The sequence below is a fragment of the Cellulomonas sp. P1_C4 genome (assembly GCF_056406355.1).
Genome location: NZ_JBFUAI010000022.1, coordinates 15,799 through 41,995, shown reverse-complemented (window position 1 = coordinate 41,995; position 26,197 = coordinate 15,799). Strand labels below are relative to the sequence as shown.

Below are 26,197 nucleotides of genomic sequence, written 5' to 3'. Positions count from 1 at the left end.
CGCACGCGTCCAGCCGTGTTCACCGACTGTTCGTCGGATGGTCGCCCGGCCACCCCGGCCCCACCGATCTGGGAAGATGTCTGCCCATGAGCTCCGCGCACCCCAACATGCCCACCGCACCCGTCGTCACGACCGGCACGCGGCAGGTACCGGACCGGGTCTCGCTCGACGGCGTCGAGACCCGCTGGGACGAGGCGTGGACCGCGCAGAACTTGTACGGGTTCGACCGCACCGCGACCCGCGAGCAGGTCTACTCGATCGACACGCCGCCGCCCACCGTGTCCGGCTCGCTGCACATCGGCCACGTGTTCTCCTACACGCACACCGACGTCGTCGCGCGCTTCCAGCGGATGCGTGGCCGCGAGGTGTTCTACCCGATGGGCTGGGACGACAACGGCCTGCCCACGGAGCGCCGCGTGCAGAACTACTACGGCGTCCGCTGCGACCCGTCGCTGCCCTACGAGGCCGAGTTCACCCCGCCCTTCGAGGGCGGCGAGGGCAAGTCCGGGCCGCAGGTGCCGGTGAGCCGCAAGAACTTCGTCGAGCTGTGCGAGCGCCTGACCGTCGAGGACGAGCAGCTGTTCGAGGCGGTCTGGCGCCGGCTCGGCCTGTCCGTCGACTGGTCGCGGACCTACCAGACGGTCTCGGCGGAGTCCCGGGCCGTGGCCCAGCAGGCGTTCCTGCGCAACCTCGCGCGCGGCGAGGCGTACCAGGCCGAGGCGCCGGGCCTCTGGGACGTGACGTTCCAGACGGCCGTCGCGCAGGCCGAGCTCGAGGCGCGCGACTACCCGGGCGCGTTCCACCGCGTCGCGTTCCACGGCGCCGACGGACCGGTCTACATCGAGACCACCCGGCCCGAGCTGCTCCCCGCCTGCGTCGCGCTCATCGCGCACCCCGACGACGAGCGCTACCAGCACCTGTTCGGCACCACGGTCCGCTCGCCGCTGTTCGACGTCGAGATCCCCGTCCTGGCCCACACCCTGGCCGAGCCCGACAAGGGCGCCGGCATCGCGATGTGCTGCACGTTCGGCGACCTCACCGACGTGCAGTGGTGGCGCGAGCTCCAGCTGCCGACGCGTTCCGTCGTGGGCCGTGACGGCCGCATCCTGCGCGACACCCCCGAGTGGCTGAGCACCGACGAGGCGCGCGCCCGCTACGAGGAGCTCGCCGGCAAGACCACCTTCTCCGCGCGCGAGGCGGTCGTCGCCGGCCTGCGCGAGACGGGCGACCTCGACGGCGAGCCCGTCACCACCCAGCGCAAGGCGAACTTCTACGAGAAGGGCGACAAGCCGCTCGAGATCGTCACCAGCCGCCAGTGGTACATCCGCAACGGCGGTCGCGACGAGACGCTGCGCGCGGCCCTGCTGGCCCGCGGCACGGAGCTGGGGTTCAACCCCGACTTCATGAAGGTCCGGTACGAGAACTGGGTCAGCGGCCTGAACGGCGACTGGCTGGTCTCGCGGCAGCGGTTCTTCGGCGTCCCGTTCCCGGTCTGGTACCCGCTCGACGAGCAGGGCGAGCCGCGGCACGACGCGCCGCTGCTGGCCACCGAGGACGAGCTGCCGATCGACCCGTCCTCCGACGTGCCCGCCGGCTACACGGCCGACCAGCGCGGCGTGCCCGGCGGGTTCGCCGCCGACCCCGACATCATGGACACGTGGGCCACCAGCTCGCTGACCCCGCAGATCGTCGGCGGCTGGCGCACCGACCCCGACCTGTTCAGCCGCGTGTTCCCCATGGACCTGCGCCCCCAGGGGCAGGACATCATCCGCACCTGGCTGTTCTCCACGGTGGTCCGCTCGCACCTCGAGCACGGCTCGCTCCCGTGGTCGGCCGCGGCCATCAGCGGCTGGATCCTCGACCCGGACCGCAAGAAGATGTCGAAGTCCAAGGGCAACGTGGTCACCCCCATGGGCCTGCTCGAGGAGCACGGCTCCGACGCCGTCCGCTACTGGGCCGCCTCGGCGCGCCTGGGCACCGACGCCGCGTTCGAGATCGGCCAGATGAAGATCGGCCGCCGCCTGGCCATCAAGGTGCTCAACGCCTCCAAGTTCGCGCTCTCGTTCGGCGCGGCCGACGAGCCCCTCGCGCTGGACCCGGCGCTGGTCACCGTCGAGATCGACCGCGCGATGCTGGCGGGCCTGGCCGACGTCGTCGACAAGGCCACCGCCGCCCTCGCCGCGTACGACCACACCCGCGCGCTCGAGCTGTCGGAGACGTTCTTCTGGACGTTCTGCGACGACTACCTCGAGCTGGTCAAGGACCGCGCGTACGGCGACCCCTCCCCCGAGACGGTCTCCGCCCGCACCGCCCTGGCGATCGCCCTCGACGTGCTGCTGCGCCTGTTCGCTCCGGTCCTGCCGTTCGCCACCGAGGAGGTCTGGTCGTGGTGGCGCGACGGTTCGGTGCACCGCGCGCCGTGGCCGTCCGCCRAGCCGCTGCGCACCGCCGCCGACCCCGGCGTCGTCGCCGCGGCGGGCTCGGCGCTCGCGGCGCTGCGCAAGGTGAAGTCCGAGGCCAAGCTGTCGATGCGCACAGAGATCACCGCCGTCGAGCTCGCCGTCCCGGCCGCCCTGCGACGGGGCGTCGAGGTCGCGCTCGACGATATCCGCGCCGCGGGCCGGGTCACCGGCACCCTCACGCTGGCGGACGGCAACGGCGAGACCTGCGTCGCCCGCGACGCCGAGCTGGTGCCCCCCGAGCCGAAGGCCTGACGTGCGCGAGATCCGGTCCGAGCCCCTCGTCGAGGTCGACCCCGCGGACAGCATCCCCGGGATGCTCGCGGAGCGGCTGCTGCGTGACCCGACGGGGACGTTCGCCGAGCGGCAGGTCGACGGCGCGTGGACCGCGATCACCGTCGCGGAGTTCGTCGCCGAGGTGACGGCCGTGGCCAAGGGCCTCGTCGCGCACGGCATCGAGCCGGGCGAACGCGTCGCGATCATGTCCCGCACGCGCTACGAGTGGACCCTGCTCGACTTCGCCTGCTGGGCGGCCGGAGCGCTCGGCGTGCCCGTCTACGAGACCTCGTCGGCCGAGCAGGTCCGCTGGATCATGGCCGACGCCGGGGTCCGGCTCGCCCTCGTCGAGACCGCGAAGCACGCGGCGGTCGTCGCGCAGGTCCGCGACGACCTGCCCGGCCTCACCGAGGTTCTCGTCATCGACGACGGCGCCGTCGCGGCCGTCGTCGAGTCGGGCGCCGCGGTTTCGGACGCCGAGATCCGCCGTCGCAGCGCGATCGCCCGCGCCGACGACCTGGCGACCGTCATCTACACGTCCGGCACCACCGGCCGGCCCAAGGGCGTCGAGCTCACGCACGGCAACTTCGTCGCGATCACCCGCAACGGGGTGGCCGGCCTGGGCGAGGTCGTCGCGATGCCCCACTCGCGCACGTTGCTCTTCATGCCGCTCGCGCACGTGTTCGCGCGGTTCATCCAGGTGCTCTGCGTGCCCTCGGGAGCGGTGCTGGGCCACACCCCGGACACCAAGTCCCTGGTCGCGGACCTCGGGACGTTCCAGCCGACGTTCATCCTCGCGGTGCCCCGCGTCTTCGAGAAGGTCTACAACTCGGCCGAGCAGAAGGCCGGCTCCGGGACGAAGCTCAAGCTCTTCCGCTGGGCCGCCAAAGCTGCCGAGGACTACTCCCGCTCGCTGGAGACCGGCGGCCCGAGCGCCGCCCTGCGTGCCCGCCACGCGCTGGCTGGCAGGCTGGTGCACGCGAAGCTGCGCGCGGCGCTGGGCGGCCACGCGGAGTTCGCGATCTCCGGCGGTGCGCCGCTGGGCGAGCGGCTCGGGCACTTCTACCGTGGCATCGGCGTCGAGGTCCTCGAGGGCTACGGCCTGACCGAGACCACCGCCGCGACGGCCGTGACGCACCCCCGCGCGACGACCATCGGCACCGTGGGTCCGCCGTACCCCGGCACGGCGCTGCGGGTCGACGACGAGGGACACATCTTCGTCTCCGGCCCGCACGTGTTCCGCGGCTACCGGCACGACGCCGAGGCGACCGCGGAGGTGCTCGTCGACGGCTGGTTCCGCACCGGCGACCTGGGCTCCTTCGACGATCTGGGCAACCTGCGGATCACCGGCCGCACCAAGGAGATCATCGTCACCGCGGGCGGCAAGAACGTCGCCCCGGCGGTGCTCGAGGACCGGCTGCGCGGGCACCCCCTGGTCAGCCAGGTCGTCGTCGTCGGCGACCAGCGCCCGTTTATCGGCGCCCTGGTCACGCTCGACGCCGAGATGCTGCCCGGCTGGCTCTCGAACCACGGCATGCCGGCGATGTCCGTCGACGAGGCCGCCGCCGACCCTGGCGTCGTCGAGGCGCTCGACCGCGCCGCCGACCGCGCCAACGAGGCCGTCTCGCGCGCCGAGTCCATCCGCAAGCTGCGCGTGCTCACCACCGACTTCACCGAGGCCAACGGCTACCTCACGCCGTCCCAGAAGGTGAAGCGCGCCCTGGTCCTCAAGGACTTCGCGGCAGACATCGACGCGCTCTACGTGGACACCCGCCCCACCGACTGACCACAACGTCCGAGCAGATGCAGGTCCTGACCCCCATCTGCTCGGACGCAAGCCTCGGCAGCAGCGCAACGTCCGAGCAGATGGGGGCCCTGGGCTTCCTCTGCTCGGACGTTGCGTGCTGTCACACCACCGTGCGCAGGCGGGCCTGGTCGGCGGACTGGGTCGGGACCGCCTCGCTCGGGGTCGAGTCGTCGGACCAGCGCAGGACGGCGCCGATGCCGTCCACCAGGTCGACCGTGCCGTCCTCGGCGAACGTCAGCCCGGCGTCCTGCCCGAGCGCCGCCCGGACGAGCGCGACGCCCGCGTCCATCTCCCGCGCCTCACCGGTCACGCCGATCGACGAGAGGTCGGCCGCGCTCGTGGCCAGCTGCAGCGGCTCGGGTCCCACCCAGAGCGTCCGCTCACCGAGGCCCGAGGACAGCGCGTCGATGTGCATCACCAGCTCGGCCACCTGGCCGCGCCGCAGCACCTCGATGACGTCGTCGAGCGCCGTCACCGCACCGCCACCGCGCCCCTGAGCCTCCCGGAACCGGTCCACCACGGCCTGACGGCGCCGCTCGCGGAACGCCGCCAGCGTCTCGGTCACCTTGGTCTCGAACGCGTCGCGACGGACACCGTCCCCGCGCCCGCCGCCGGGCACCTCGACCACCAGCTCCCGCGCGTGCTGCCCGAGCTCCTCGCAGACGAGCGAGACGGCGCGCACGTCGCCGGTCACCAGCACCAGGTCCGGACTGCGCTCGGTGACCCGCTTGTCCAGCACCGCGGCGACGGCCTCCGCGTTGCGCTCCCAGGAGTCCTCCGCGCGGGTCTGGCTGCGCCGGTCCAGCCCTCCCTCGCGCGTCTTGTGCACGTCGTCGTGCCCGCCCTCGACGGTCTCGGTCTCCGGACCCCCCTCGGTCCGTACGGTTCCCCCCGCCGCCCACGTGAGGTCCGCGCCGTTGCGGTCCACCTCCACGAGCAGATAGGTCACGGTCTGGTCAGCCGCCCGCACCGCGGGCAGGAGCGCAGGCGCCGGCCCGAACACCGCGTGCGACTGCGCCGGCGGCTCGGAGAGCACGCGGTCCACGACCACCCCCTGGGCGTCCGCAACGACGACCCGACCGTGCGGACCACGCACGCCGGTCGGCACGGACACGACGTCCGCGATGTCGTCGAGCACGCCCGCGGGCGCACCGTCGCGCTCGAGGGCGCGGCGGACGGCCTTCCACCGCTCGAGAGCCTCCGCATCACCGGTCGCCCCGGCGCGCGTGGCGTCGAGGTAGACGGTCGTGAATGGCGACGGGCGGCCGAGCAGCGGCTTGAGCCAGTGCAGGTCCATGGGCAGCACCTCCGGGATCGACGATCCCCGGCGACCGCAGGCGTGCTCCGCCCCGCACGGCCCGCCGGAGCTGACCCCTCCTACCTTCCGCCCCTCGGGGACGGTGCGCCACCCCGGACGGTCAGTCCCTGCGTGCGTGCCCCTGCGCGATGGCCTCGTGGTGGCGGATGACCTCTTCGACGATGAACGCGAGGAACTTCTCCGCGAACACCGGGTCCAGGTCGGCCGTGTGCGCGAGCTCCCGCAGGCGGGCGACCTGCTGCTCCTCGCGTGCCGGGTCCGAGGGGGGCAGCCCCGTGGTCGCCTTGAGCACGCCCACCTGCTGCGTGGCCTTGAACCGCTCCGCCAGCAGGTACACGAGGGCCGCGTCGATGTTGTCGATGCTGCCGCGCAGGCGGGCCAGCTCGGCGGGGATCGGGGTCGGCAGGTCGCTCACGGACGCGATCCTAGGCCGGGACGCTGGACGGTCAGGCGCTCTTCTCACGGGGCGGGCGCTTCTCCTGCGCGGTGTCGCGCGGGATCAGCGTCGGGTTGACGTTCTCGAGCACGACCTCGCGCGTGATGACCACCCGGGCCACGTCGTCGCGGCTGGGCACCTCGAACATCACCTGCTGGAGGACCTCCTCCATGATGGCCCGCAGGCCACGCGCACCGGTGCCGCGCAGCAGCGCCTGGTCGGCGATCGAGGCCACGGCCTCGTCGTCGAACTCGAGCTCGACGCCGTCGATCTGGAACATCCGCTGGTACTGCTTGACCAGCGCGTTCTTGGGCTCGGTGAGGATCCGCACGAGCGCGTCCTGGTCGAGCCGGGAGACGGCGGCGACGACGGGGAGCCGGCCGATGAACTCGGGGATGAGTCCGTACTTCTGCAGGTCCTCGGGCCGGACCTCGGAGAACAGGTCGCCCTCGTCGACGGTGTCGAGCAGCGGGGCCCCGAAGCCGACGACGCGCTTGCGCGCGCGGGCCGCGATGATGTCGTCCAGGCCGGAGAAGGCACCCGCCACGATGAACAGCACGTTCGTCGTGTCGATCTGGATGAACTCCTGGTGCGGGTGCTTGCGACCGCCCTGCGGCGGGACCGAGGCGGTGGTGCCCTCGATGATCTTCAGCAGCGCCTGCTGCACGCCCTCGCCGGAGACGTCGCGCGTGATCGACGGGTTCTCGCTCTTGCGGGCGATCTTGTCGATCTCGTCGATGTAGATGATCCCCGACTCGGCCTTCTTGACGTCGTAGTCGGCGGCCTGGATGAGCTTCAGGAGGATGTTCTCGACGTCCTCGCCGACATAGCCCGCCTCGGTGAGGGCCGTGGCGTCCGCGATGGCGAACGGGACGTTGAGCATGCGGGCCAGGGTCTGCGCGAGGTACGTCTTGCCGGTGCCCGTGGGGCCGACCAGCAAGATGTTCGACTTCGCGATCTCGATGTGGTCGTCCGTGGTGGACGTCCGCGTCTCACCGGCCTGGACCCGCTTGTAGTGGTTGTACACCGCGACCGCGAGGGCCCGCTTCGCGGACTCCTGGCCGATGATGTACTGCTCGAGGAACTCGAAGATCTCCTTCGGCTTGGGCAGCTCGACCAGCCCGACCTCGGTGGCCTCCGCCAGCTCTTCCTCGATGATCTCGTTGCACAGCTCGATGCACTCGTCGCAGATGTAGACGCCAGGCCCGGCGATGAGCTTCTTGACCTGCTTCTGCGACTTGCCGCAGAACGAACACTTGAGGAGATCGGCCCCGTCCCCGATACGAGCCACGTCGATCCCCTTCCTCGTGTCGCCCTCCGCCCGTCGGGCGGTGCGTCGTTCTGGCGCCGCCCCGCGGGGTGGCGCGTCCTCCCCCATTGCACACCACCGCGGCCGGGATGTCAGCCGTACACACGCCGAGAGTCAGCACGTAGTGTCACGACCGCCACCCGTTCAGAGGCGACCCGAGCCGGGCCCGCTGGTCGCGGACCCGGCCCGAGGTGGTGCTACGGCTTGGGCTGGACCGTCGTCGGGACGACGCCCTTGCGGCTGGCCAGCACCTGGTCGACGATCCCGTACTCCAGCGCCTGCTGCGCCGTGAGGATCTTGTCGCGCTCGATGTCCTTGCGGACCAGCTCGATGTCCCGCCCGGTGTGGTGGGCGATGGTGAGCTCGAGCCACTCGCGCATCCGGATGAGCTCGTTGGCGTGGATCTCGATGTCGGACGCCTGCGCGTAGCCGCCACCCTCCATCGCCGGCTGGTGGATGAGCACCCTCGCGTTGGGCAGGGCCAGGCGCTTGCCCGGCGAGCCCGCCGCCAGCAGCACGGCCGCGGCCGAGGCGGCCTGCCCGAGGCAGACCGTCTGGATGTGCGGCTTGATGTACTGCATCGTGTCGTAGATCGCCGTGAGCGCCGTGAACGAGCCGCCGGGCGAGTTGATGTACAGGATGATGTCGCGGTCCGGGTCGGTGCTCTCCAGCACCAGCAGCTGGGCCATGACGTCGTCGGCCGAGGCGTCGTCCACCTGCACGCCGAGGAAGATGATGCGGTCCTCGAACAGCTTGGTGTACGGGTCCTGGCGCTTGAAGCCGTAGGCCGTGCGCTCCTCGAACTGCGGCAGCACGTACCGGCTGGCGGGCGACGACGGCGCAAGGCCGCCGGGGCCGGCCAGCATCCCGGCACGGGCCATGAACTGGGATTCCATGCTCACGAGCTTCTCCTCAAGATGAAGGGTGGTCGACCGGCGCTGCCGTCAGGCCGTGCCGCCGCCGCCGGCGACCGAGTCCGCCTTGGTGACGACCTTGTCCACGAACCCGTACTCCAACGCCTCCGGGGCGGTGAACCACCGGTCGCGGTCGGCGTCGGCGTTGATCTGGTCCACGGACTTGCCGGTCTGGGCCGCGGTGAGCTCGGCCAGCACGGTCTTCATGTGGAGGATCAGCTGGGCGTTGATCCGCACGTCGGTCGCGGTGCCTCCGATGCCGCCCGAGGGCTGGTGCATCATCACGCGGGCGTGCGGCAGGGCGTAGCGCTTGCCCTGGGCGCCCGACGAGAGCAGGAACTGGCCCATCGAGGCGGCCATGCCCATCGCGATCGTCGCGACGTCCGGCTGGATGTACTGCATGGTGTCGTAGATCGCCATGCCCGCGGTGATCGATCCACCGGGCGAGTTGATGTACAGCCAGATGTCCTTGTCCGGGTCCTCCGCGGCCAGCAGCATCATCTGCGCGCAGATGGCGTTGGCGTTCTCGTCGCGCACCTCGGAGCCGAGCCAGATGATGCGCTCGCGGAGCAGTCGGTTGTAGATGGAGTCATTGAGGCCGAAGGCCGGGCCGTCTGCCCTGGCCATCATCGGCACTAGCTCGTTCACGAAGGCTCCCTCGTCTGACGGTGACGTCTGTCCTGCACCGCGCGGCACTCCCCTGTCGGGGACCCGTGCGATGCAGTGACCCTAACGCGCGGCCCCACCCGCCCATGTCCCGCCGCCGTGCGTTTTCGCTGACGGCAGAGCCGGGCCCGTGGACCCCGCCAGAACGCGGAAGGCCCCGCACCCGAGCGGGTGCGGGGCCTTCCGACGAGGTGACGCGTCAGGCCTTGGCTTCCTCGACCGTCTCGGCGTCGTCGAGCACCGAGATGTCCGCGGCGGCGTCGCCACCGGCGATCGTGGCTGCCTCCTCGGCGTCCGCTGCGTCCTCAGCGTCCGAGCCGATGAACTCCGACAGGTCGACGGCCTGCCCGGCGTTGTCGGTCACCGCGACACGGCGCAGCGCGACGGCGAGCGCCTTCGAGCGGGCGACCTCGGCGACCATCGTCGGGATCTGGCCCTGCTGGTCGATGGTCTGGATGAAGGTGTTCGGGTCCATGCCGTACTGGCGCGACGCGTTCACCAGGTAGTCGAGCAGCTCGTTCTGGCTGACCTTGATCTCGAGCTGCTCGGCGAGCGTGTCCAGGAGGATCTGGTTGCGCAGCGCGGTGGTGGCCTGCTCGCCCACCTCGGCGCGGTGCTCGTCGTCCTCGAGCCGGCCCTCGCCCTCGAGGTGACGGTGCACCTCGGCCTCGACGACGCCGTTCGGGACCGGGATCTCGGTGCCGGCGAGCAGCTGCTCGAGCAGGAGGTCGCGGGCCTGCACGGCCTGGTTGGAGATCTTGATCCGCGACGCCTGCTCGCGCAGGTCCGCCGTCAGCTCCTCCAGGGTGTCGAACTCGCTGGCCAGCTGCGCGAAGTCGTCGTCGGCGTCGGGGAGCTGACGCTCCTTGACGGTCGTGGCGGTGACGGCGACGAGCGCGGTCTCACCGGCGTGGTCGCCGCCCGCGAGGGCGGTCTCGAACGTGGTGGACTCGCCGGCCGACAGGCCCGTGAGCGCCTCGTCGAGACCCTCGAGCATGTTGCCCGAACCGATCTGGTAGCTGACGCCGGAGACGTTGTCGACCTGCTCGTCGCCGATGGTGGCGGTGAGGTCGATGACGACGAAGTCGCCCTCGGCGGCCGGGCGGTCGATGCCGACCAGCGTGCCGAAGCGCTCGCGCAGGGCGTCGAGACGGCCCTGGACGTCCTCCTCGGAGACCTCGACGTCGTCGACCGTGACGGCCAGGCCGTCGAGCGCCGGGACGGTGATCTCGGGACGGACCTCGACCTCGGCGGTGAAGTGCAGCTCGCCCTCCTCGCCCTTCGGCGCGGCGGTCAGGCCGGGGACCTGCGTGACCTCGACCTCGGGCTGACCCAGCGGGCGGAGCTTGTTCTCGCGCACGGCCTCGGCGTAGAAGCCGGACAGGCCCTCGTTGATCGCGTGCTCGAGGACGGCCGGGCGGCCGATGCGCTGGTCGATGATGCGCGGCGGCACCTTGCCCTTGCGGAAGCCCGGGACCACGACGTCCTGGGCGATGTGCTCGTACGCGTGCTCGATGCTCGGCTTGAGCTCGTCGTACGTCACCTCGACGGTCAGCTTGACCTTGGTGGGCTCCAGGGTCTCGACGGCGCTCTTCACTTCGATGGTCTCCAACTGATCGGGGCGGGCGCCGGCGACTCCGGCGATCTCCGTGGTGTCAGGGCCTCGCACCGTCGCACCGCCACCCTGTGGAGGGGGCCGACGACCGCACGCTGGCGACCCTCGACAGTACGCCACGGCGGGCGGCGGTCCCAAGCCCGCAGGTTGTGGGACCGCCCACGCCGTCCGTACCCCGTCGGTATCCCGTCCGCACCCGCTCACCGACCCGCGCCCGCGACCTCCGTGACGACCGAGACGGTCCGGGCGATCCCGTCGTACTCGGCGTACTCCGCGGCCAGCTCGCCGGCCCGGCGCGCGAATGACGGGTCGTCCAGGACCCGCCGCACACCCTCGCGCACGGCCTCCGCGGTGGTGGCGTCGGTGGTCTTGTCGGTCGCGATCGACAGCCCCACGCCGGACCAGACCACCCGGGCGCCCACCTCGGCCTTGTCCTCCGACCGCCCGGCGACGACGACCGGGACCCCGGCCGCGAGCGCCTGCTGCACCCCGCCGAACCCGCCGTCGGTGACCAGGACGTCCACCAGCGGCAGCAGCCGGTCGAACGGGATGAACGGCGCCGCCCGCACGTTCGACGCGAACCCGAGGTCCTCGGTGGTTGCGACGACGAGGACGTCTTCGTCGGCGAGCGCGTCGATCGCTGGCCACAGCAGCCGCTCGGGGTCGGTCGCGATCGTGCCCTGCGTGACCAGCACGACGGGCCGACCCGCGGCCCGGGCCTCGAGCACGTCGTCCCACCACGCCGGGGGCTCGAACCAGTCGCTGCCGGAGGGCAGGTACGGGCCCACCAGCTCGACGTGCTCGGGGAGGTCGCTGCGCGGGTACTCGAACGACGGCACGGACGTGTGCAGCACGCGGGTGACCTCGGTCTGCGTCCAGTCGAGGAAGAAGCCGGCGGGGACGGGCTGGCCGGCGTCCGCGACGACCCGCTGCGCCGCCCTCTGGGCGTCCCGGAACACGACGTTCTGCGTGAACCAGCCGAGGAACGCGTACCGCAGGCCGTCGAGGCCCGTCCGCGGCGGCTGCAGCCCCATCCCGTAGGGCGCAGCGTCCTTGCTGGGGATGGCCAGCGGCGAGACGGTGAACTGGACGGTCGGCAGGTCGTGCCGCCGCCCCGCGATCGCCCCGGCGACGAACGCGTTGTCGAGGACGAGCACGTCGGGCCGCTCGGCGGCGACGAGGTCGTCGATCTCGGCGAGGAAGCCGGGCACGGTCTCGACGACGTGGTGCAGCACGTCCCACTGGAGCCGCGTGGGCCCGGTCGCCGGAGCGCCGTGCGCCAGCGACCAGGCGTCGAGCTCGGCGTCGTCGAGGTCGCGTCCCTGCACGATCGGCGCGTGCTTGGCGCCGGTCGCCGCGACCGCCTGCGCGAACTTGCGACCCGTGTAGACGACGACGTCGTGGCCCTCCTCGACGAGGGCACGAGCCAGCGGCAGCGCGGGTCGCACGTGGCCGGTGACGGGCGTCAGGGTGAACAGGATCCTGCTCATGGTGCGGATCTCCCAGAGGTGTCGGGGCGTTTCCCGAACAAGACCCTGGGCGATTCGCCCTGATACATCCCCGCGTCAGTGGTGATGCAGGATCCGGTCGCGCAGGCGCTCGCGCCGCTCGGCGAACCGGTTCCACACGGTCTTTTGGAAGACCAGCGTGAGCCAGCCCGCGAGCGCCATGCCGACGATGTTGACCGCCAGCTGCAGCGCGCTGCCGCGGACCTCGGCCATCTGCCCGAACGCGAGGCCGAGCGCGACGTTGCCCGCGGCCGGCACGGTGGTGACCGAGATGAAGACCCCCGCGAGCCCACCAACGCGTGCGGACGTCAGCGAGAGCACGCCGGCCGCTCCGGCGATGACCGCCACGATCAACGACCACTTGTCAGGGGTGTAGATGAACTCGGTGTCGGGCCGCGGTGCCGTGACCTGCTCGACCGTCGCCCAACCGAGCTGCTTGCCGACGAGCGCGGCCACGCACGTCACGGCGATCGCGATCAGGAAGCCGACCACCAGCGTCCACAGCGCGCTCCGCAGGAGGTTGAAGCGGCGGCGGACCAGCGCGATGCCGAGCGCGGCGATGGGGCCGAACTCCGGCCCGAGGACCATCGCGCCGATCACGAGGATCTGCGAGTCGAGCACGATGGCGATGCCGGCGATCATGGTCGCGAAGCACATGAAGCTCAGGTAGGTCCAATTGAGCTCCGAGTCGGCGTACGCACGCCTGGTGACGTCGATCCACACGACCGCGTCGGCGCTGCTGCCGGGAGCGAGGCGCTCGGCGTCGTACCCGGGCTGGGACACCCACGTGTCCACGGGCTCGACCTGCACGGTGCCCTCGCGCTGCACCCCGAGCTCGAGGAGCTCGTCGAGGATGTCGTTGGCCGCCTCCCGCGCCACGTCGGCGAGCACCACGTCACCCGGCGGACGACGCGACGCCCCGTCGAGCACCGCGAGACTGCTCACCGCCGGCGCGCGCTCGAGCGCGGCGACGACGCCCTCGGTCAGGTGCGTCGGGCTCGCGATCCGCAGGTGCAGCACAGCGCCAGTGTGTCGTCGCGGACCCCCCGGACCGGGGAGCCGCTCCGTACCCACTCCCCTGACCGTGGTCAGGCGTTCTGTCGGGGTGGCGGGATTCGAACCCACGACCTTCCGCTCCCAAAGCGGACGCGCTACCAACCTGCGCCACACCCCGTGCGCACCCGGCAGCGGCCCTCGCGGGCGACCCGGGTGCACGAGACGCCCTCCTGCACCCGGTACCCTGGGTGCCGCGGTCCGGGCTCGACCAGAGCCGGGACCAGTGCGGACGTAGCTCAATGGTAGAGCCCCAGTCTTCCAAACTGGCTACGCGGGTTCGATTCCCGTCGTCCGCTCCAACCCTCGGTGGTTTCGTCGCGCTCCCTGCAATTCCGGAAGGTCCGTCGCGAGTCCCCCATGCCGGAATGGGGTTTGGGGTCGGGCCATTGCGGGGAGAACTCGGTGGGCGTGCGGTAGGCCAGCCCGGCGTGCACTCGTGGTCGCCGGTGGCGCCGAGGTGGCCGCCTCCGCGCGGGACACGCCGGCCTCGACGGAGCCGGCCGGCCCCGCGGGCGTCACCCGATCCAGCGAGCCGCGGCCTCGTACGTGGTAGCGGGGGTGCTGTTGAACGCGATCGCCGCGTCGGGCGCGTGCCGCCGGATGAGGTTGACGACCTGCTCCAGCAGCTCGACGTTGTCGTCCGAATGGCGCAGGCCTCCGCCCACGACCACGCACTCCCACCGGTGAGCCCGCAGCGCGCGACCAACGACCGCTCCCACGTCGTCGCTCCCGTCGATTCCCACGAGGCAGACCTCGACCCCGACGCCGTGGTCGGCGAACGTGGACAGTCCCTGCGCGATCGCCTGGGCGACAGGCGCCGGGTCCCACGGCCCGGGGACCCGGTAGGGATCGAGGCCGATGACGAGTACCTGGGGTGAAGCGGTGATGGTGTCCACGTCAGCACCATAGGACTGGACGTGACACCCGGGTGTCCAGGGCTCGCGCCGTGATCGCCACCGGATGTCGCCCAGTTCATCGCCGTCGACTCAGAAGGATCAGCGTCGGCGAGATCGCTGTCATGAGCGCTCCACACCGGGGTGCGGGTCGGCCGATTTCGACGAACCAGGCCGCCTCAGCCTTGCTCACCGACTCGCGATGACCCGCGTGCAACGGAGTTCGCGGCTGATCTACGCAACCCGCAGGTCAGAGCGCGTGTGTGGAGCGCGTGACACCCAGTGTGTGGAGGTACTCCCCGGATGTCACGGGCGCCGCAGCTCAGACCCTTTCCGGAACCACCCTCCAGCCGTCCGTCCTCGGACGGGCCGACCGTCAGTACGTGGTCAGGCCGTGTGCACGGAACTGGCCCCGAGCCCGGTCCATCAGCTCGGGGTCCGGCGAGGGGACACCGTCCAGCTCGTACGTCATGCCGAGCTCAGCCCACTTGTCGCGGCCCATCTGGTGGAAGGGCAGCACCTCGACGCGGGTGACGACGGCGCCCAGCGAGGCGACGTACTGCGCCACCGCCTCGACGTTCTCGACGGCGTCGGTCAGGCCCGGGACGAGCACGAAGCGGACCCACACCTCCTCCGTGCCGCGCGCCGCCAAACGCCGGCCGAACGCCAGCGTGGGGGCCAGCTCCTGACCGGTGACCCGCTTGTACGTCTCGGGCAGGCCGGACTTCACGTCCAGCAGGACCAGGTCGATGTCGTCGAGCATCTCGTCGGTGCAGGACGCTCCGAGGAAGCCGGAGGTGTCGATCGCGGTGTGGACGTCCATCGCCTTGGCGCCGCGCAGCAGCGTGCGGACGTACGGAGCCTGCAGCAGCGGCTCGCCGCCGGAGAGTGTCAGCCCACCGCCGGTCGCCGTCATGACACCCCGGTAGCGCTTGACCCGACGGAGCAGCTCCTTGGCGGTCACGCTCTGGCCGCGTCGGATCTCCAGCGTGTCGGGGTTGTGGCAGTACAGGCACCGCAGCAGGCAGCCAGCCAGGAACACGGTCAGGCGGGTGCCGGGCCCGTCGACGGCCGTCACCAGCTCCCAGGAGTGCACCGACCCGAGCTCGCCGGCGCGCACGGCTGCGAGCCGACCGCCGTGGTCGTACTCGACGTCCTCCAGCCCGGCGGTGCCGTGACCTACCGGACGCTCGTTCGAACCCCCGACGACAGGGAGCCCGAGAGGCACCACCTCTGCTCCCGTGGTCTCGTTGCTGACCATCGCCTCTCCTGCGCGGACGACCGGACCGTCGGCAGACAAGCTCAGATGGAGCCGTGGAAGGTCCGCGACAGCACGTCGAGCTGCTGCTCGCGGGTGAGGCGGACGAAGTTGACCGCGTAGCCGGACACCCGGATGGTCAGCTGCGGGTAGTTCTCCGGGTGCTCCATCGCGTCGAGCAGCGTGTCCTCGTTGAGCACGTTGACGTTCATGTGGTAGCCCTCAGCCATCATCTGCGCGTCCAGCAGGCCGACCAGGTTGTGCACCTGCTCTGCGCGCGTGCGGCCGAGGCCCGGAGGGGTGACCGTGTTCGTCAGCGAGATGCCGTCCTGCGCCTCGTCGAAGGGCAGCTTCGCGACGGACAGGGCGGAGGCGAGCATGCCGTGCGAGTCGCGGCCGCTCATGGGGTTGGCGCCCGGCGCGAAAGGCTCACCGGCGCGGCGGCCGTCGGGGGTGTTGCCCGTCGCCTTGCCGTAGACGACGTTCGAGGTGATCGTCAGCACCGACTGGGTGTGCACCGCGTCGCGGTAGGTCGGCAGCTTGCGAATCTTCGCCATGAACGTCCGGACCACGTCGACGGCGATCTCGTCGACCGAGTCGTCGTCGTTGCCGTACGTGGGGTAGTCGCCCTCGATGGTGTAGTCGACAACCAGGCCCGACTCGTCGCGCACCGGGTGGACCCTGGCGTACTTGATGGCCGACAGCGAGTCGGTCACCACCGAGAGCCCGGCGATGCCACACGCGAGTGTGCGCAGAACCTGGCTGTCGTGCAGCGCCATCTCGATGCGCTCGTAGGCGTACTTGTCGTGCATGAAGTGGACGACGTTGAGCGCGTCGATGTAGGTCTGCGCGAGCCAGTCCATCATCGCGTCGAACTTGGCGTCGACGTCCGCGTAGTCCAGGACGTCGCCCTCGACCGGCGCGGACACCGGCGCGACCTGCTTGCCGGTCACCTCGTCGCGGCCGCCGTTGATGGCGTAGAGCAGCGCCTTGGCGAGGTTGACCCGCGCGCCGAAGAACTGCATCTGCTTGCCCACCCGCATCGGGGAGACGCAGCATGCGATGGCCCCGTCGTCGCCGCAGACGGACGTGATGTGCGCGTCGGACTCGTACTGGATGGCCGAGGTGTCGATCGAGACCTTCGCGCAGAACTCCTTGAAGCCCGCCGGGAGCTTCTCGCTCCAGAAGACCGTCATGTTCGGCTCCGGGGCGGGGCCCAGGTTGTACAGGGTCTGCAGGAAGCGGAACGAGTTCTTCGTGACGAGTGTGCGCCCGTCGTCCCCCATACCGCCGATCGACTCGGTCACCCACGTCGGGTCGCCCGAGAACAGCTCGTCGTACTCCGGGGTGCGCAGGAAGCGCACGACCCGGAGCTTGATGACGAAGTCGTCGATGAGCTCCTGCGCCTGCTCCTCGGTGAGGACGCCCGTCGCCAGGTCACGCTGCAGGTAGATGTCCAGGAACGTCGACGTGCGGCCGAGCGACATCGCGGCGCCGTTCTGCTCCTTCACGGCGGCCAGGTAGGCGAAGTACAGCCACTGCACGGCCTCGCGCCCACTGGTCGCCGGGCCGGAGATGTCGTACCCGTAGGAGGCGGCCATGACCTTGAGCTCACCGAGCGCGCGGATCTGCTCGGCCAGCTCCTCGCGGTCGCGGATGACGTTCTCGACCGAGCGCTCCATGTCGAGCATCGCGCGGTCGCGTTGCTTGGCCGCGATCAGTGCATCGACGCCGTACAGCGCGACGCGGCGGTAGTCGCCGATGATCCGGCCGCGACCGTAGGCGTCCGGGAGCCCGGTGATGAGGTGCGCGGAGCGTGCCTTGCGCACGTCCGACGGGTAGGCGTCGAAGACGCCGTCGTTGTGCGTCTTGCGGTACTTGGTGAAGATGTCGCGCACGAGCTCGTCCGGCTCGTAGCCGTAGGTCGTGAGGGCGTTCTCGACCATCCGGTAGCCGCCGTTCGGCATGATCGCGCGCTTGAGCGGGGCGTCGGTCTGAAGCCCGACGATCAGGTCCTTGTCCCTGTCGATGTAGCCCGGCGCGTGCGACGTGATGGTCGACGGCGTGTGCGCATCGACGTCGTAGATGCCCTTGGCGCGCTCCTCGGGGAACATCGCAGCGATCTGCGCCCAGACCGCGGTGGTGCGCGCCGTCGGACCGGCCAGGAACCGGTCGTCACCCTCGTACGGCGTGTAGTTGCGCTGGATGAAGTCCCGGACGTCGATGCCGTCAGCCCACGGCCCGGTGGTGAACCCAGCCCACGCGTCGAGGGCGACCGGGTCGATGGTGGAGGTGTTCATGATTGCTCCCTTGAGGGTCTTTCACCGACCGCACCCGCCTGCTGAAGTAGACGCGTAGCACCACTGGGGACCTCGGAACCGCTGATGACGAGCAGACCTTCACCGTAGACCTCGAACGAACCCAGATCGACGGGCGTCCCGGGCAGGCCGGGTGGGTCATCCGCCTGACGCGACGCCTGCGCGGCCGACCGTGCCTCTCTACGGTGGTCCGGTGGGTACCGCACTGATCACCGGGGCGGCCGCCGGCCTGGGGCTCGAGTTCGCCTGGCAGCTCGCCACCGCGCACCACGACCTGGTCCTCGTCGACCGGGACTCCGAGCGGCTCGAGCGGCTGGCCGGTCAGCTGCACGCCGCTGCCGGCGTCCACGTGGAGGTCCTCGTCGCGGACCTGTCGGTCCGCAGCGACGTCGAGCTTGTCGCCGAGCGGCTCCGGTCGACCGAACGCCCGGTCGGGCTGCTCGTCAACAACGCCGGTGCCGCGCCCGGGCAGCGGTTCGTGGGCGGCGACCTCGGGCGCGAGGAGGCCGTGCACGACGTCATGGTCCGCTCTGTCCTGGTGCTGTCGCACGCCGCCGTCCGGCAGATGACCGCGCGCGGGCGTGGCGCGATCCTCAACGTCGCGTCGGTCGCCGCGCTCATCGCCCTCGGCACGTACTCCGCGCACAAGGCGTGGGTTCGGACGTTCACCGAGGGCCTGGCGGTCGAGCTGCGGGGTACCGGGGTCACCGCGACAGTCGTGTGCCCCGGGTTCGTCCACACCGAGTTTCACGACCGCGCCGGCATCGACATGTCGTGGCTGCCGGAGATCGCCTGGCTCCGCGCCGACGACGTCGTCGCCACCGCCCTTGCCGACGTCCGGCGCGGCGTCGTCATCTCCACACCGAGCCTGCGGTACCGGCTGGGGTCCGGCGTGGCCCGGGCGATGCCGCGCTCCGTCGTGCGCGCGATCGGGTCGCCGCGGTCGCGAGGTCGTTCTCGCGGCCCCGCTGGGTAACCACCGCCGCTCAGCAGATCCACCCCCGTGTGCGCGCCAGCGCGACATGAAGCCGGGCCGTGCAGCGACGCTCGCCGAGCCCCGGGGATCCCACATCGGCGCCCACCTTCGCGCGTGCCGGTCGCGAGGCGGCGCCGACCGGCGTGACACTGGGCCCATGAGCGACTGGAACCAGCAGATCATCGACGAGTTCCGCACGAACGGCGGCGACGTCCGCACCAACGGGTTCGGCAAGGGCCTCGTTCTGCTCCACCACCGGGGCGCGAAGTCCGGCGCCGAGCGCATCAGCCCCGTCGCCGGCATCGCGGACGGCGAGGCCGCGTGGCTCGTCGCCGCGTCGAAGGGCGGCGCACCGCAGAACCCCGCCTGGTTCCACAACCTGCTCGCGCACCCGGACGTCGAGATCGAGACGCCCGAGGACGGGACCGTGAAGGTGCACGCGACACAGCTGGTCGGCGCCGAGCGCGACACGGCCTGGGGCAGGTTCACCGCCCGGTCGGAGGGGTTCACGTCCTACGAGCAACGCACGTCGCGCACGATCCCTGTGCTGCGCCTGACTCGCCGAGACGCGTGACGAGCACCATGGACATCACCGTCGAGGACCAGCCGACCACGCTCGTCGCCGTCGTGCGTGAGCGCGTCGCCATGGACGCCCTGGCGGCGTTCTACGACCGGGCTTACGGCCTGGTCGTCCAGGAGGTCACGGCCGCGGGACTGGCCATCACCGGTCCGGCGTTCGGCTGGTACCTCGACATGCCGACGGACTCGGTCGACCTCGCTGCCGGCTTCGGGGTCGGCGCCGAGGCCGTCGGCGTCCTCGCGGGCGGCGTCGAGGTCGTCGAGCTTCCCGGCGGCCCGGCCGCGGTCGGGGTGCACGTCGGCACCTACGACGGCCTCCCCGGCGCCTGGGCCGAGCTGCGGGCGTGGTTCTCGGGGCAGGCAGCCCAGATGCGCGGCGACTTCCTCGAGGTGTACGTCACGGACCCGTCGGAGGTCGAGCCCAACCAGAACGAGACGCGCCTGGTGCTGCCGATCGTCCCGTGACCTGGGTCGATGCCAGGCTGTGCGCATGCTGACGCTTCCCGAGCCGCGAACCCCCGACCCGGTCGACGCTCCCCCTCTGCGCTGGGGGATCCTCGCCCCCGGCCACATCGCCGGGCACTGGGCAACCGCGCTGCGCGAGCACACCCGCCAACGGCTGGTCGCGATCGGGTCGCGCTCGCCGGAGCGCGCTGCGGCGTTCGCGCGCGAGCACGGCGCGGACCGGGTGCACACGTCGTACGACGCGCTCGTCGAGGACCCCGAAGTCGACGCCGTGTACGTCGCGAGCCCGCACAGCCACCACCGCGACCACGCCCTGCTCGCGCTGCGGGCCGGCAAGCACGTCCTCGTCGAGAAGGCGTTCACGCGCAACGCGGCCGAGGCGCACGAGCTCGTCGCCGCCGCGGGCGAGGCGGGCGTGCTGCTCATGGAGGCCATGTGGACGCGCTACCTCCCCCACACCGACGTCGTGCGGCGCGTGCTCGAGGACGGCCTGGTCGGCGAGGTGCACCGGATCACCGCGGACTACGGCGTGCGTGCCGCCCAGGACCCGAAGCACCGGCTGCTCGACCCCGCCCTCGCGGGCGGCGTGCTGCTGGACCTGGGCATCTATCCCCTGTCGTTCGCCTCCGCGGTCGCGCGCGCGGCGGGCCTCCCCCTGCACCCGACCAGCGTCCAGGCCGCCGGATCGCTCGCCGCGACCGGGGTGGATGCGCAGGTCAGCGCCCAGATCGGCTACGGCCCCGCGCAGGCGCAGCTCTTCACGTCGATGCTCACCGCCTCCGGCCACACCGCGCAGGTGTACGGCTCCCTGGGTCGGATCGAGGTGGACGACCGCTGCTACGTCCCGGCCGGCGTCACGGTGACCGTCGGCGAACGCACCGGCTCGTGGGACGCCAACCGGATCCACGGCTACGGCGGCCTGTGCTTCCAGGCTGCCGCGCTCGCAACCTACGTCGCGGAGGGCCGAACGGACTCGCCGCTGCTGCCCCTCGACGAGACGGTCACGATCCTCGAGACGGCCGACGAGATCCGCCGCCAGGTCGGGGTCGTCTATCCGGGCGAGGGCTGAAGCCCGGCCCGACCGCGCACGGCGTCTGCCTTCAAGCAGGGCGGCCCGCTGAGCCCTCAGTACTGCGTCGTGCCCTGCTCGGTGTCGACGATGTGCCGGCAGCCGGGGCACTCCCCCGGATCCGGTCCGTCGTCCTCGGGGAACTGGGTCCTCGGCGCGACGAACCGGCCGCACACGCTCACGCCGTCGCGGAAGTAGTGCTGCCGCTGGTCGTTGCCCGTGAGGCGCAGCCAGCCCTCGGTGTAGGTCAGCATGTCGATCTCCTGTCCGGGGTCGAAACCCCTCGTTCCATGCTCGCCCCGATGTCGCTCGCGCGGGCATGACGAAAGACCCCCGCCGACGGCCGGGGTGCGCCAGGCTTCGCCGATGCCGACCCCACGCGCACGGGCGGCCCTGGTGCCCGTGGCAGCCGTAGCCGTGGTGCTCGCCCTCCTCGCCGTGCTCGTCGCGCGCGGCGTCCTGTGGCCCAACCGCCCCTGGCCGGGCGGTACGACGTGCGCGGCGTCGACGTGTCGTCGCACCAGGGGCAGATCGACTGGCCGACGCTCGCCGCGCAGGACGTCGACTTCGCGTACGTCAAGGCGACCGAAGGGTTGGGGTTCCCGACGTGAACGTGTTTGACGGGGATCTCGACGACCTGCCGGCGCTGCGGGCCGGCGGTTGACCCTCGGGCCACCCGAGGGTCCACAGTTCTGCTGTGGACACCGACGACCTCACCATCGGCAGGTTCGGGCGCCTCTGCGGCCTCTCCGTGCACACGCTGCGGCATTACGACGACGTCGGCCTGCTGACCCCGGCCCGGGTCGACGAGTCGACCGGCTACCGCTACTACCGGGCCGACCAGCTGGACCGCGCCCGCCACATCCGTTCCCTGCGGTGGACCGACCTCTCCGTCGAGGACACCCGCACGGTCCTCGACGACCCCGACGGCGCACCGGCCGTGCTCGACGCCCACCGCGCCCGGCTCGAGCGCGAGCGCGCACGGATCGCGGCGAGCCTCGGGGACACCGCACGGGTCGCCGACAATGGGCTGCCCAACGAGCCCCGTCCGGCGGGCGCCCGTCCCGTGCAGATCAAGCTGCTGGTCGCCGACCAGGACGCCGCGGCCGCGTTCTACATCGACGCCTTCGGGTTCGACTCCGAGGTGACCCAGCGCACCGCCGACGAGGACTTCTCCGGCTTCGTCTTCGGCCGGTACGGCGCGGACGACTTCTTCCTCGTCCACCTCCAGACGGCCGACTACCCGGGCGCCGCGGGACCGGCGACCATCGGCCTGCTCGTCGACGACCTCGACGCGGCCCACCGCCGAGCGCTGGCCGCGGGTGCGACCGAGGTGCTCGGGCCGCACGAGTCCGAAGGCATGCCGCGGTCGTCGGCGGTGCGGGACCCCGACGCCAACGTGGTGTGGCTGTACCAGGGGTGAGGGGACGACAACGGCCCCGGTGCTGCGCCGCGACTCTCGTCGCGGGCTGCACCGGGGCCGCATGTCCGTCAGCACCTGTTGGCCTTCGCCCACCGCGCCCGCTTGTCCTTGTTGCGCGCGGCTTGAACCGCCCCCAGCGCCATTGGGGGCTGTCGAAGATCAGCCACCCGAACCATGGCCGTCAGCCGCTCTCGTAGCGGCGCGTTCCACATCCGGGCCGATCCTTCGCGATGGGATGCTGACACCATCACGCAGACCGGGAGATCCAAGATGGAACTATACACGGATCCTGGTCATCTGTCCACATCGACCCGGACCGGAGTGCCGACGAACGCCGCGAACCGGTCGAACGCCGTGTGCACCGCGACCATCTCGGCGTCCGACACGGGGGCGGCCAGATGCACCTCGGCGGCGACCTCGCCCCGCCCGACCTTGCGACGCCACCAGCCGATCCCCTGACTGTCGAGCAGCAGCGGCTGGATCACCTGGTTGGCGTCCGCCGGCGCGATCGCGCGGCCCGCGATGTTGAGCACCAGCCGGCTCTCCGTGTACGCGACGCCGTACTCGTCGTACCCCTGGAGCACGTGTGCGGTGGGCGACGGGTCGCGCACCGGCGGGGCCGACGGGGCGAACCAGCAGGTCAGGCCATCGACGTCGACCGCCTCGAGGTCGTCGCCGACGATCTGGAGCCCGCGGCGGACCTGCGTGAGGGTCAGGCTGGACCACCACGAGAAGTCCTTGACGGTGGCCGGGCCGTGGCTGCTGAACCAACGCCGGGTCAGCTCGGCGAGCGCCTCGTCGGGCTCCCGCGGCGACGTGGGCGGCACGCGTTCGTCGACGAGGGCGTACGTCTGCTGGTTGCCACGTCTCACCCCGCTCACGACCACCGCCGCCAGCTCCGCCGCCATGACCAGGTACGCKAGCCGCACGCCGTCGGCCTCGATCCCGGCGCCCGCGAGCGCCGCAGCGAGCTCCTGCCGGGTCAGGTGGTTGCCGCCCTGCAGGGCACCGACCATGACCGCCGTCGCGCGCTCGACCAGCTCGTCGTCGATGCCGGCCTGCCGCTCGTAGTACGCGCTCAGCCGGCGGACGCGCGGCCCGGTCAGCGTCTGGATCCAGCGCAGGTCCTCGGGTGCGACGAAGTGCCACGTCGGCCGCATCGCGTGGGTGCGCAAGACGGTCCCCGCGTCGAGCGCGGCCAGCACGGCGTCGTCGTCGACGCCCGCCGACCGCTGCCCCAGCGACCACCTGGCCATCGCGAGCTCCTGGGCCTGCACGGCGCCGAGGTGTCGCACGACCGCCGCGGGGTCCTGCAGCGGCGGGCCGGACAGATGCTGGGTGTGCAGCCGTCGGTGCGCCGCCTCGAGGCGATCCATGGACATCGATCCTGTTGCATGTCGGCGGCCCGTGGAAAGGTGAAAGGCGCCAGCGAAGGACCGTCGAAGGAGACCCCTGTGCCCACGTACCTGAACCCGTACCTGAACTTCCGCGACACCGCGCGCCCGGCGATGGAGTTCTACCAGTCCGTGTTCGGCGGCGAGCTGACGCTCAGCACCTTCGGGGAGTTCCACGCGAGCGAGGACCCGGCCGACACCGACCACATCATGCACGGGCAGCTCGAGACGCCCTCCGGGTTCGTCCTCATGGGCGCCGACACCCCGACGCACATGGAACTTCCCGCGGAGAGCAGCACCTCGGTGTCCCTCAGCGGCGAGGACGAGTCCGAGCTCCGGGGCTACTGGGACAAGCTCGCCGACGGCGCCACAATCGTCGTCCCCCTGGCCGCCGCGCCGTGGGGTGCCACGTTCGGCATGCTGGACGACAAGTTCGGCACCCACTGGCTGGTGAACATCACGCCGACGCAGGGGTAGCCGCTAGCGTGCCGCCGTGACGTTCCTGCAGCCCGACGACCGCGTCCTGCTCACGGGCGACTCCATCACCGACTGGGGCCGGGACCGTTCCGACCCGACGAGCCTCGGCCACGGGTACGCGGGCATCGTCGCGGCGCTCGCGGGGGCCCGCCGGCCGGACCTCGGCCTCACGTTTTTCAACCGGGGCGTGGGTGGCGACACGTCCGGGATGCTCCGGGCCCGGTGGGACGCCGACGCCGCCGGCCTGGCGCCGACGGTCGTCTCGATCCTCGTCGGCGTCAACGACACCTGGCGCCGCTACGACGCCGGCACCCCGACGTCGACCGACGAGTACGAGGACAACCTCCGGGCGATCGTCGCGACCGTCGACCGCCTGGTCCTGGTCGAGCCGTTCCTGCTGCCCGTCACGGCCGACCAGCACGCCTGGCGCGAGGACCTCGACCCGCGCATCGCGGTGGTCCGCCGGGTGGCCGCCGAGCACCGCGCGGTGCTGGTGCCCGCGGACGGGCTGTTCGCCGCGGCGGCGGTCCGCACGGCCCCGGAGGAGTGGGCCTTCGACGGCGTGCACCCGACGCCGGCGGGGCACGGGCTGCTCGCCGAGGCGTGGCTGCGCTCGGTCGGGATCGGCCCGTCGTCCACCTGATGGGGATGCTTTGCGCCCGCGGCGGCGTTGACGCTAGCGTCGTGGCCGATCGTGTCCCGCACCCGCGTGACGACGAGCGAACTGACCGACCGAACGGTCTCGGAGGACGAAGCGATGAGCGTGCAGGCTGCCGCCCCCGCCGTCCTCGTGCGCGCCTGCGTGGCGCGCCCCTGTTGTCGCTGTCTGTAGAGCGCTGGCCGTTCCTTCGCGCGAGGATCCCCTGACCGGGTTCCCTCCCGCGCCAGCGCTCGCCCCAGGCGTGGACACCCCCGTGACCCGCGCTGACCGACCGGCGCACAGTCGTCGCCGGAGCCCCAGACTCCGCTAGTCCCCCACCAGCTGTCGGCCGGCCGGCAGCTTCGACCGAAGAGGAACCATGGCACGCATCTACGACGACGCGACGGCGCTCATCGGCAACACCCCGCTGGTCCGCATCAACAAGATCACCGACGGTGCCCCCGCCACCGTCGTCGGCAAGCTCGAGTTCTACAACCCCGCCAACTCGGTCAAGGACCGCATCGGCGTCGCGATCATCGACGCGGCCGAGGCGTCCGGCGACCTCAAGCCCGGCGGCACGATCGTCGAGGCCACCAGCGGCAACACCGGCATCGCGCTCGCGTTCGTCGGCGCGGCGCGCGGCTACGACGTCGTCCTGACCATGCCGGAGACCATGTCGAAGGAGCGTCGCGCACTGCTGCGCGCGTTCGGCGCCGAGCTCATCCTCACGCCGGGCTCCGAGGGTATGAAGGGCGCGGTCAACCGGGCCGACGAGATCGTCAAGGAGCGCGACGGTGCCATCCTGGCCCGCCAGTTCGCCAACGAGGCCAACCCCGAGATCCACCGCACCACCACGGCCGAGGAGATCTGGGCCGACACCGACGGCAAGATCGACATCTTCGTCGCCGGCATCGGCACCGGCGGCACCATCACGGGCGTCGGCCAGGTGCTCAAGTCGCGCAACCCGAACATCCAGATCGTCGGCGTCGAGCCTGCCGAGTCGCCCATCCTCAACGGCGGCGCCCCCGGCCCGCACAAGATCCAGGGCATCGGCGCCAACTTCGTGCCCGAGATCCTCGACACCACGATCTACGACGAGATCATCGACGTCGACGCCGAGACGGCCGTCAAGGTCGCCCGCCGCGCCGCCGCCGAGGAGGGCCTGCTGGTCGGCATCTCGTCCGGCGCCGCCCTGCACGCCGCGACCATCCTGGCCAACCGGCCGGAGAACGCCGGCAAGCTCATCGTCGCGATCATCCCGTCGTTCGGTGAGCGCTACCTGTCCACCGTGCTCTACGCGGACCTGCTCGACTGACCGTCCTCCACGTCCCCCGCACACCC

General features: G+C 71.5%; 24 protein-coding genes and 2 tRNA genes. 12 read left to right on the top strand and 14 right to left on the bottom strand.

Features of this window, described 5'->3' with window-relative positions:
- Positions 1 to 86: 86 nt before the first annotated feature.
- Complete coding sequence (gene valS, locus AC1DYZ_RS17025; RefSeq protein ID WP_477066318.1) at positions 87 to 2,714, top strand: valine--tRNA ligase; 2,628 nt, start codon at positions 87 to 89, stop codon at positions 2,712 to 2,714.
- Position 2,715: 1 nt separating this feature from the next.
- Complete coding sequence (locus AC1DYZ_RS17020; RefSeq protein WP_477066317.1) at positions 2,716 to 4,521, top strand: AMP-dependent synthetase/ligase; 1,806 nt, start codon at positions 2,716 to 2,718, stop codon at positions 4,519 to 4,521.
- A gap of 121 nt (positions 4,522 to 4,642) precedes the next feature.
- On the opposite strand, the gene AC1DYZ_RS17015 is transcribed toward AC1DYZ_RS17020, so the two are convergent.
- From AC1DYZ_RS17015 to AC1DYZ_RS16975, 9 genes are all read right to left on the bottom strand, one after another.
- Entirely contained in the window at positions 4,643 to 5,839 is a 1,197-nt protein-coding gene (locus AC1DYZ_RS17015; protein ID WP_477066316.1) for a baeRF2 domain-containing protein, read from the bottom strand.
- Positions 5,840 to 5,960: 121 nt separating this feature from the next.
- Positions 5,961 to 6,275 (bottom strand): chorismate mutase, encoded by a 315-nt coding sequence (locus AC1DYZ_RS17010; RefSeq protein ID WP_456825576.1) that lies wholly within the window; start codon positions 6,273 to 6,275, stop codon positions 5,961 to 5,963.
- A gap of 31 nt (positions 6,276 to 6,306) precedes the next feature.
- Entirely contained in the window at positions 6,307 to 7,587 is a 1,281-nt protein-coding gene (clpX, locus tag AC1DYZ_RS17005; RefSeq protein WP_477066315.1) for an ATP-dependent Clp protease ATP-binding subunit ClpX, read from the bottom strand.
- Between the two features lie 215 nt (positions 7,588 to 7,802).
- A complete protein-coding gene (locus AC1DYZ_RS17000) occupies positions 7,803 to 8,507 on the bottom strand; it encodes an ATP-dependent Clp protease proteolytic subunit (RefSeq protein WP_456825578.1) in 705 nt (234 codons plus the stop codon).
- A gap of 42 nt (positions 8,508 to 8,549) precedes the next feature.
- A complete protein-coding gene (locus AC1DYZ_RS16995; protein WP_477049902.1) occupies positions 8,550 to 9,167 on the bottom strand; it encodes an ATP-dependent Clp protease proteolytic subunit in 618 nt (205 codons plus the stop codon).
- Between the two features lie 217 nt (positions 9,168 to 9,384).
- Positions 9,385 to 10,782 carry a trigger factor gene (gene tig, locus AC1DYZ_RS16990; RefSeq protein ID WP_477066349.1) on the bottom strand — a complete coding sequence of 466 codons (1,398 nt, stop codon included), beginning with the start codon at positions 10,780 to 10,782 and terminating at the stop codon, positions 9,385 to 9,387.
- 218 nt (positions 10,783 to 11,000) lie between these two features.
- A complete protein-coding gene (locus AC1DYZ_RS16985; protein ID WP_477066314.1) occupies positions 11,001 to 12,290 on the bottom strand; it encodes a glycosyltransferase in 1,290 nt (429 codons plus the stop codon).
- 75 nt (positions 12,291 to 12,365) lie between these two features.
- Positions 12,366 to 13,328 (bottom strand): DUF389 domain-containing protein, encoded by a 963-nt coding sequence (locus AC1DYZ_RS16980; RefSeq protein WP_477066313.1) that lies wholly within the window; start codon positions 13,326 to 13,328, stop codon positions 12,366 to 12,368.
- A gap of 80 nt (positions 13,329 to 13,408) precedes the next feature.
- Positions 13,409 to 13,482: transfer RNA gene (locus tag AC1DYZ_RS16975), tRNA-Pro, on the bottom strand.
- 107 nt (positions 13,483 to 13,589) lie between these two features.
- Between AC1DYZ_RS16975 and AC1DYZ_RS16970 the strand changes: the two genes are divergently transcribed.
- Positions 13,590 to 13,663: transfer RNA gene (locus AC1DYZ_RS16970), tRNA-Gly, on the top strand.
- 216 nt (positions 13,664 to 13,879) lie between these two features.
- Here AC1DYZ_RS16970 and AC1DYZ_RS16965 read toward each other — a convergent pair.
- The 3 genes from AC1DYZ_RS16965 to pflB form a co-directional block, all read right to left on the bottom strand.
- Positions 13,880 to 14,260, bottom strand: coding sequence for a hypothetical protein (locus AC1DYZ_RS16965; protein ID WP_456825597.1), 381 nt, complete (start codon positions 14,258 to 14,260; stop codon positions 13,880 to 13,882).
- 373 nt (positions 14,261 to 14,633) lie between these two features.
- Positions 14,634 to 15,518 carry a pyruvate formate-lyase-activating protein gene (gene pflA / locus AC1DYZ_RS16960; protein WP_477066312.1) on the bottom strand — a complete coding sequence of 295 codons (885 nt, stop codon included), beginning with the start codon at positions 15,516 to 15,518 and terminating at the stop codon, positions 14,634 to 14,636.
- Positions 15,519 to 15,559: 41 nt separating this feature from the next.
- Positions 15,560 to 17,815: a formate C-acetyltransferase gene (pflB, locus tag AC1DYZ_RS16955; protein ID WP_477066311.1), complete on the bottom strand. Its 2,256-nt coding sequence runs from the start codon at positions 17,813 to 17,815 to the stop codon at positions 15,560 to 15,562.
- A 211-nt stretch (positions 17,816 to 18,026) separates the two neighbouring features.
- On the opposite strand from pflB, the gene AC1DYZ_RS16950 reads away from it, so the two are divergent.
- The 4 genes from AC1DYZ_RS16950 (at position 18,027) to AC1DYZ_RS16935 (ending at position 20,922) form a co-directional block, all read left to right on the top strand.
- The gene (locus AC1DYZ_RS16950) at positions 18,027 to 18,809 is read left to right on the top strand and encodes an SDR family NAD(P)-dependent oxidoreductase (protein WP_477066310.1); all 783 of its coding nucleotides are present in this window, start codon (positions 18,027 to 18,029) and stop codon (positions 18,807 to 18,809) included.
- A gap of 157 nt (positions 18,810 to 18,966) precedes the next feature.
- Positions 18,967 to 19,383 (top strand): nitroreductase/quinone reductase family protein, encoded by a 417-nt coding sequence (locus AC1DYZ_RS16945; RefSeq protein WP_477066309.1) that lies wholly within the window; start codon positions 18,967 to 18,969, stop codon positions 19,381 to 19,383.
- On the top strand, positions 19,380 to 19,853 hold the full coding sequence (locus tag AC1DYZ_RS16940) for a GyrI-like domain-containing protein (RefSeq protein ID WP_477066308.1): 474 nt from the start codon (positions 19,380 to 19,382) through the stop codon (positions 19,851 to 19,853). Before AC1DYZ_RS16945 ends, AC1DYZ_RS16940 begins: the two co-directional genes overlap by 4 nt.
- Positions 19,854 to 19,878: 25 nt before the next feature.
- Complete coding sequence (locus AC1DYZ_RS16935) at positions 19,879 to 20,922, top strand: Gfo/Idh/MocA family protein (RefSeq protein WP_477066307.1); 1,044 nt, start codon at positions 19,879 to 19,881, stop codon at positions 20,920 to 20,922.
- A 56-nt stretch (positions 20,923 to 20,978) separates the two neighbouring features.
- On the opposite strand, the gene AC1DYZ_RS16930 is transcribed toward AC1DYZ_RS16935, so the two are convergent.
- Positions 20,979 to 21,176, bottom strand: coding sequence for a hypothetical protein (locus tag AC1DYZ_RS16930; RefSeq protein WP_477066306.1), 198 nt, complete (start codon positions 21,174 to 21,176; stop codon positions 20,979 to 20,981).
- A gap of 207 nt (positions 21,177 to 21,383) precedes the next feature.
- On the opposite strand from AC1DYZ_RS16930, the gene AC1DYZ_RS16925 reads away from it, so the two are divergent.
- Positions 21,384 to 21,533, top strand: a complete 150-nt coding sequence (locus AC1DYZ_RS16925; RefSeq protein ID WP_477066305.1) for a GH25 family lysozyme — start codon at positions 21,384 to 21,386, stop codon at positions 21,531 to 21,533.
- Between the two features lie 86 nt (positions 21,534 to 21,619).
- Entirely contained in the window at positions 21,620 to 22,345 is a 726-nt protein-coding gene (locus AC1DYZ_RS16920) for a MerR family transcriptional regulator (RefSeq protein ID WP_477066304.1), read from the top strand.
- A 293-nt stretch (positions 22,346 to 22,638) separates the two neighbouring features.
- Here AC1DYZ_RS16920 and AC1DYZ_RS16915 read toward each other — a convergent pair whose 3' ends face one another.
- Complete coding sequence (locus tag AC1DYZ_RS16915) at positions 22,639 to 23,721, bottom strand: winged helix DNA-binding domain-containing protein (protein ID WP_477066303.1); 1,083 nt, start codon at positions 23,719 to 23,721, stop codon at positions 22,639 to 22,641.
- A gap of 78 nt (positions 23,722 to 23,799) precedes the next feature.
- On the opposite strand from AC1DYZ_RS16915, the gene AC1DYZ_RS16910 reads away from it, so the two are divergent.
- The 3 genes from AC1DYZ_RS16910 to cysK all read left to right on the top strand — a co-directional run bounded on the left by AC1DYZ_RS16910 (position 23,800) and on the right by cysK (position 26,171).
- The gene (locus AC1DYZ_RS16910) at positions 23,800 to 24,216 is read left to right on the top strand and encodes a VOC family protein (protein WP_477066302.1); all 417 of its coding nucleotides are present in this window, start codon (positions 23,800 to 23,802) and stop codon (positions 24,214 to 24,216) included.
- A 16-nt stretch (positions 24,217 to 24,232) separates the two neighbouring features.
- Positions 24,233 to 24,859: an SGNH/GDSL hydrolase family protein gene (locus tag AC1DYZ_RS16905; protein ID WP_477066301.1), complete on the top strand. Its 627-nt coding sequence runs from the start codon at positions 24,233 to 24,235 to the stop codon at positions 24,857 to 24,859.
- Positions 24,860 to 25,235: 376 nt separating this feature from the next.
- Positions 25,236 to 26,171, top strand: coding sequence for a cysteine synthase A (gene cysK / locus AC1DYZ_RS16900; protein ID WP_477066300.1), 936 nt, complete (start codon positions 25,236 to 25,238; stop codon positions 26,169 to 26,171).
- Positions 26,172 to 26,197 lie beyond the last annotated feature (26 nt).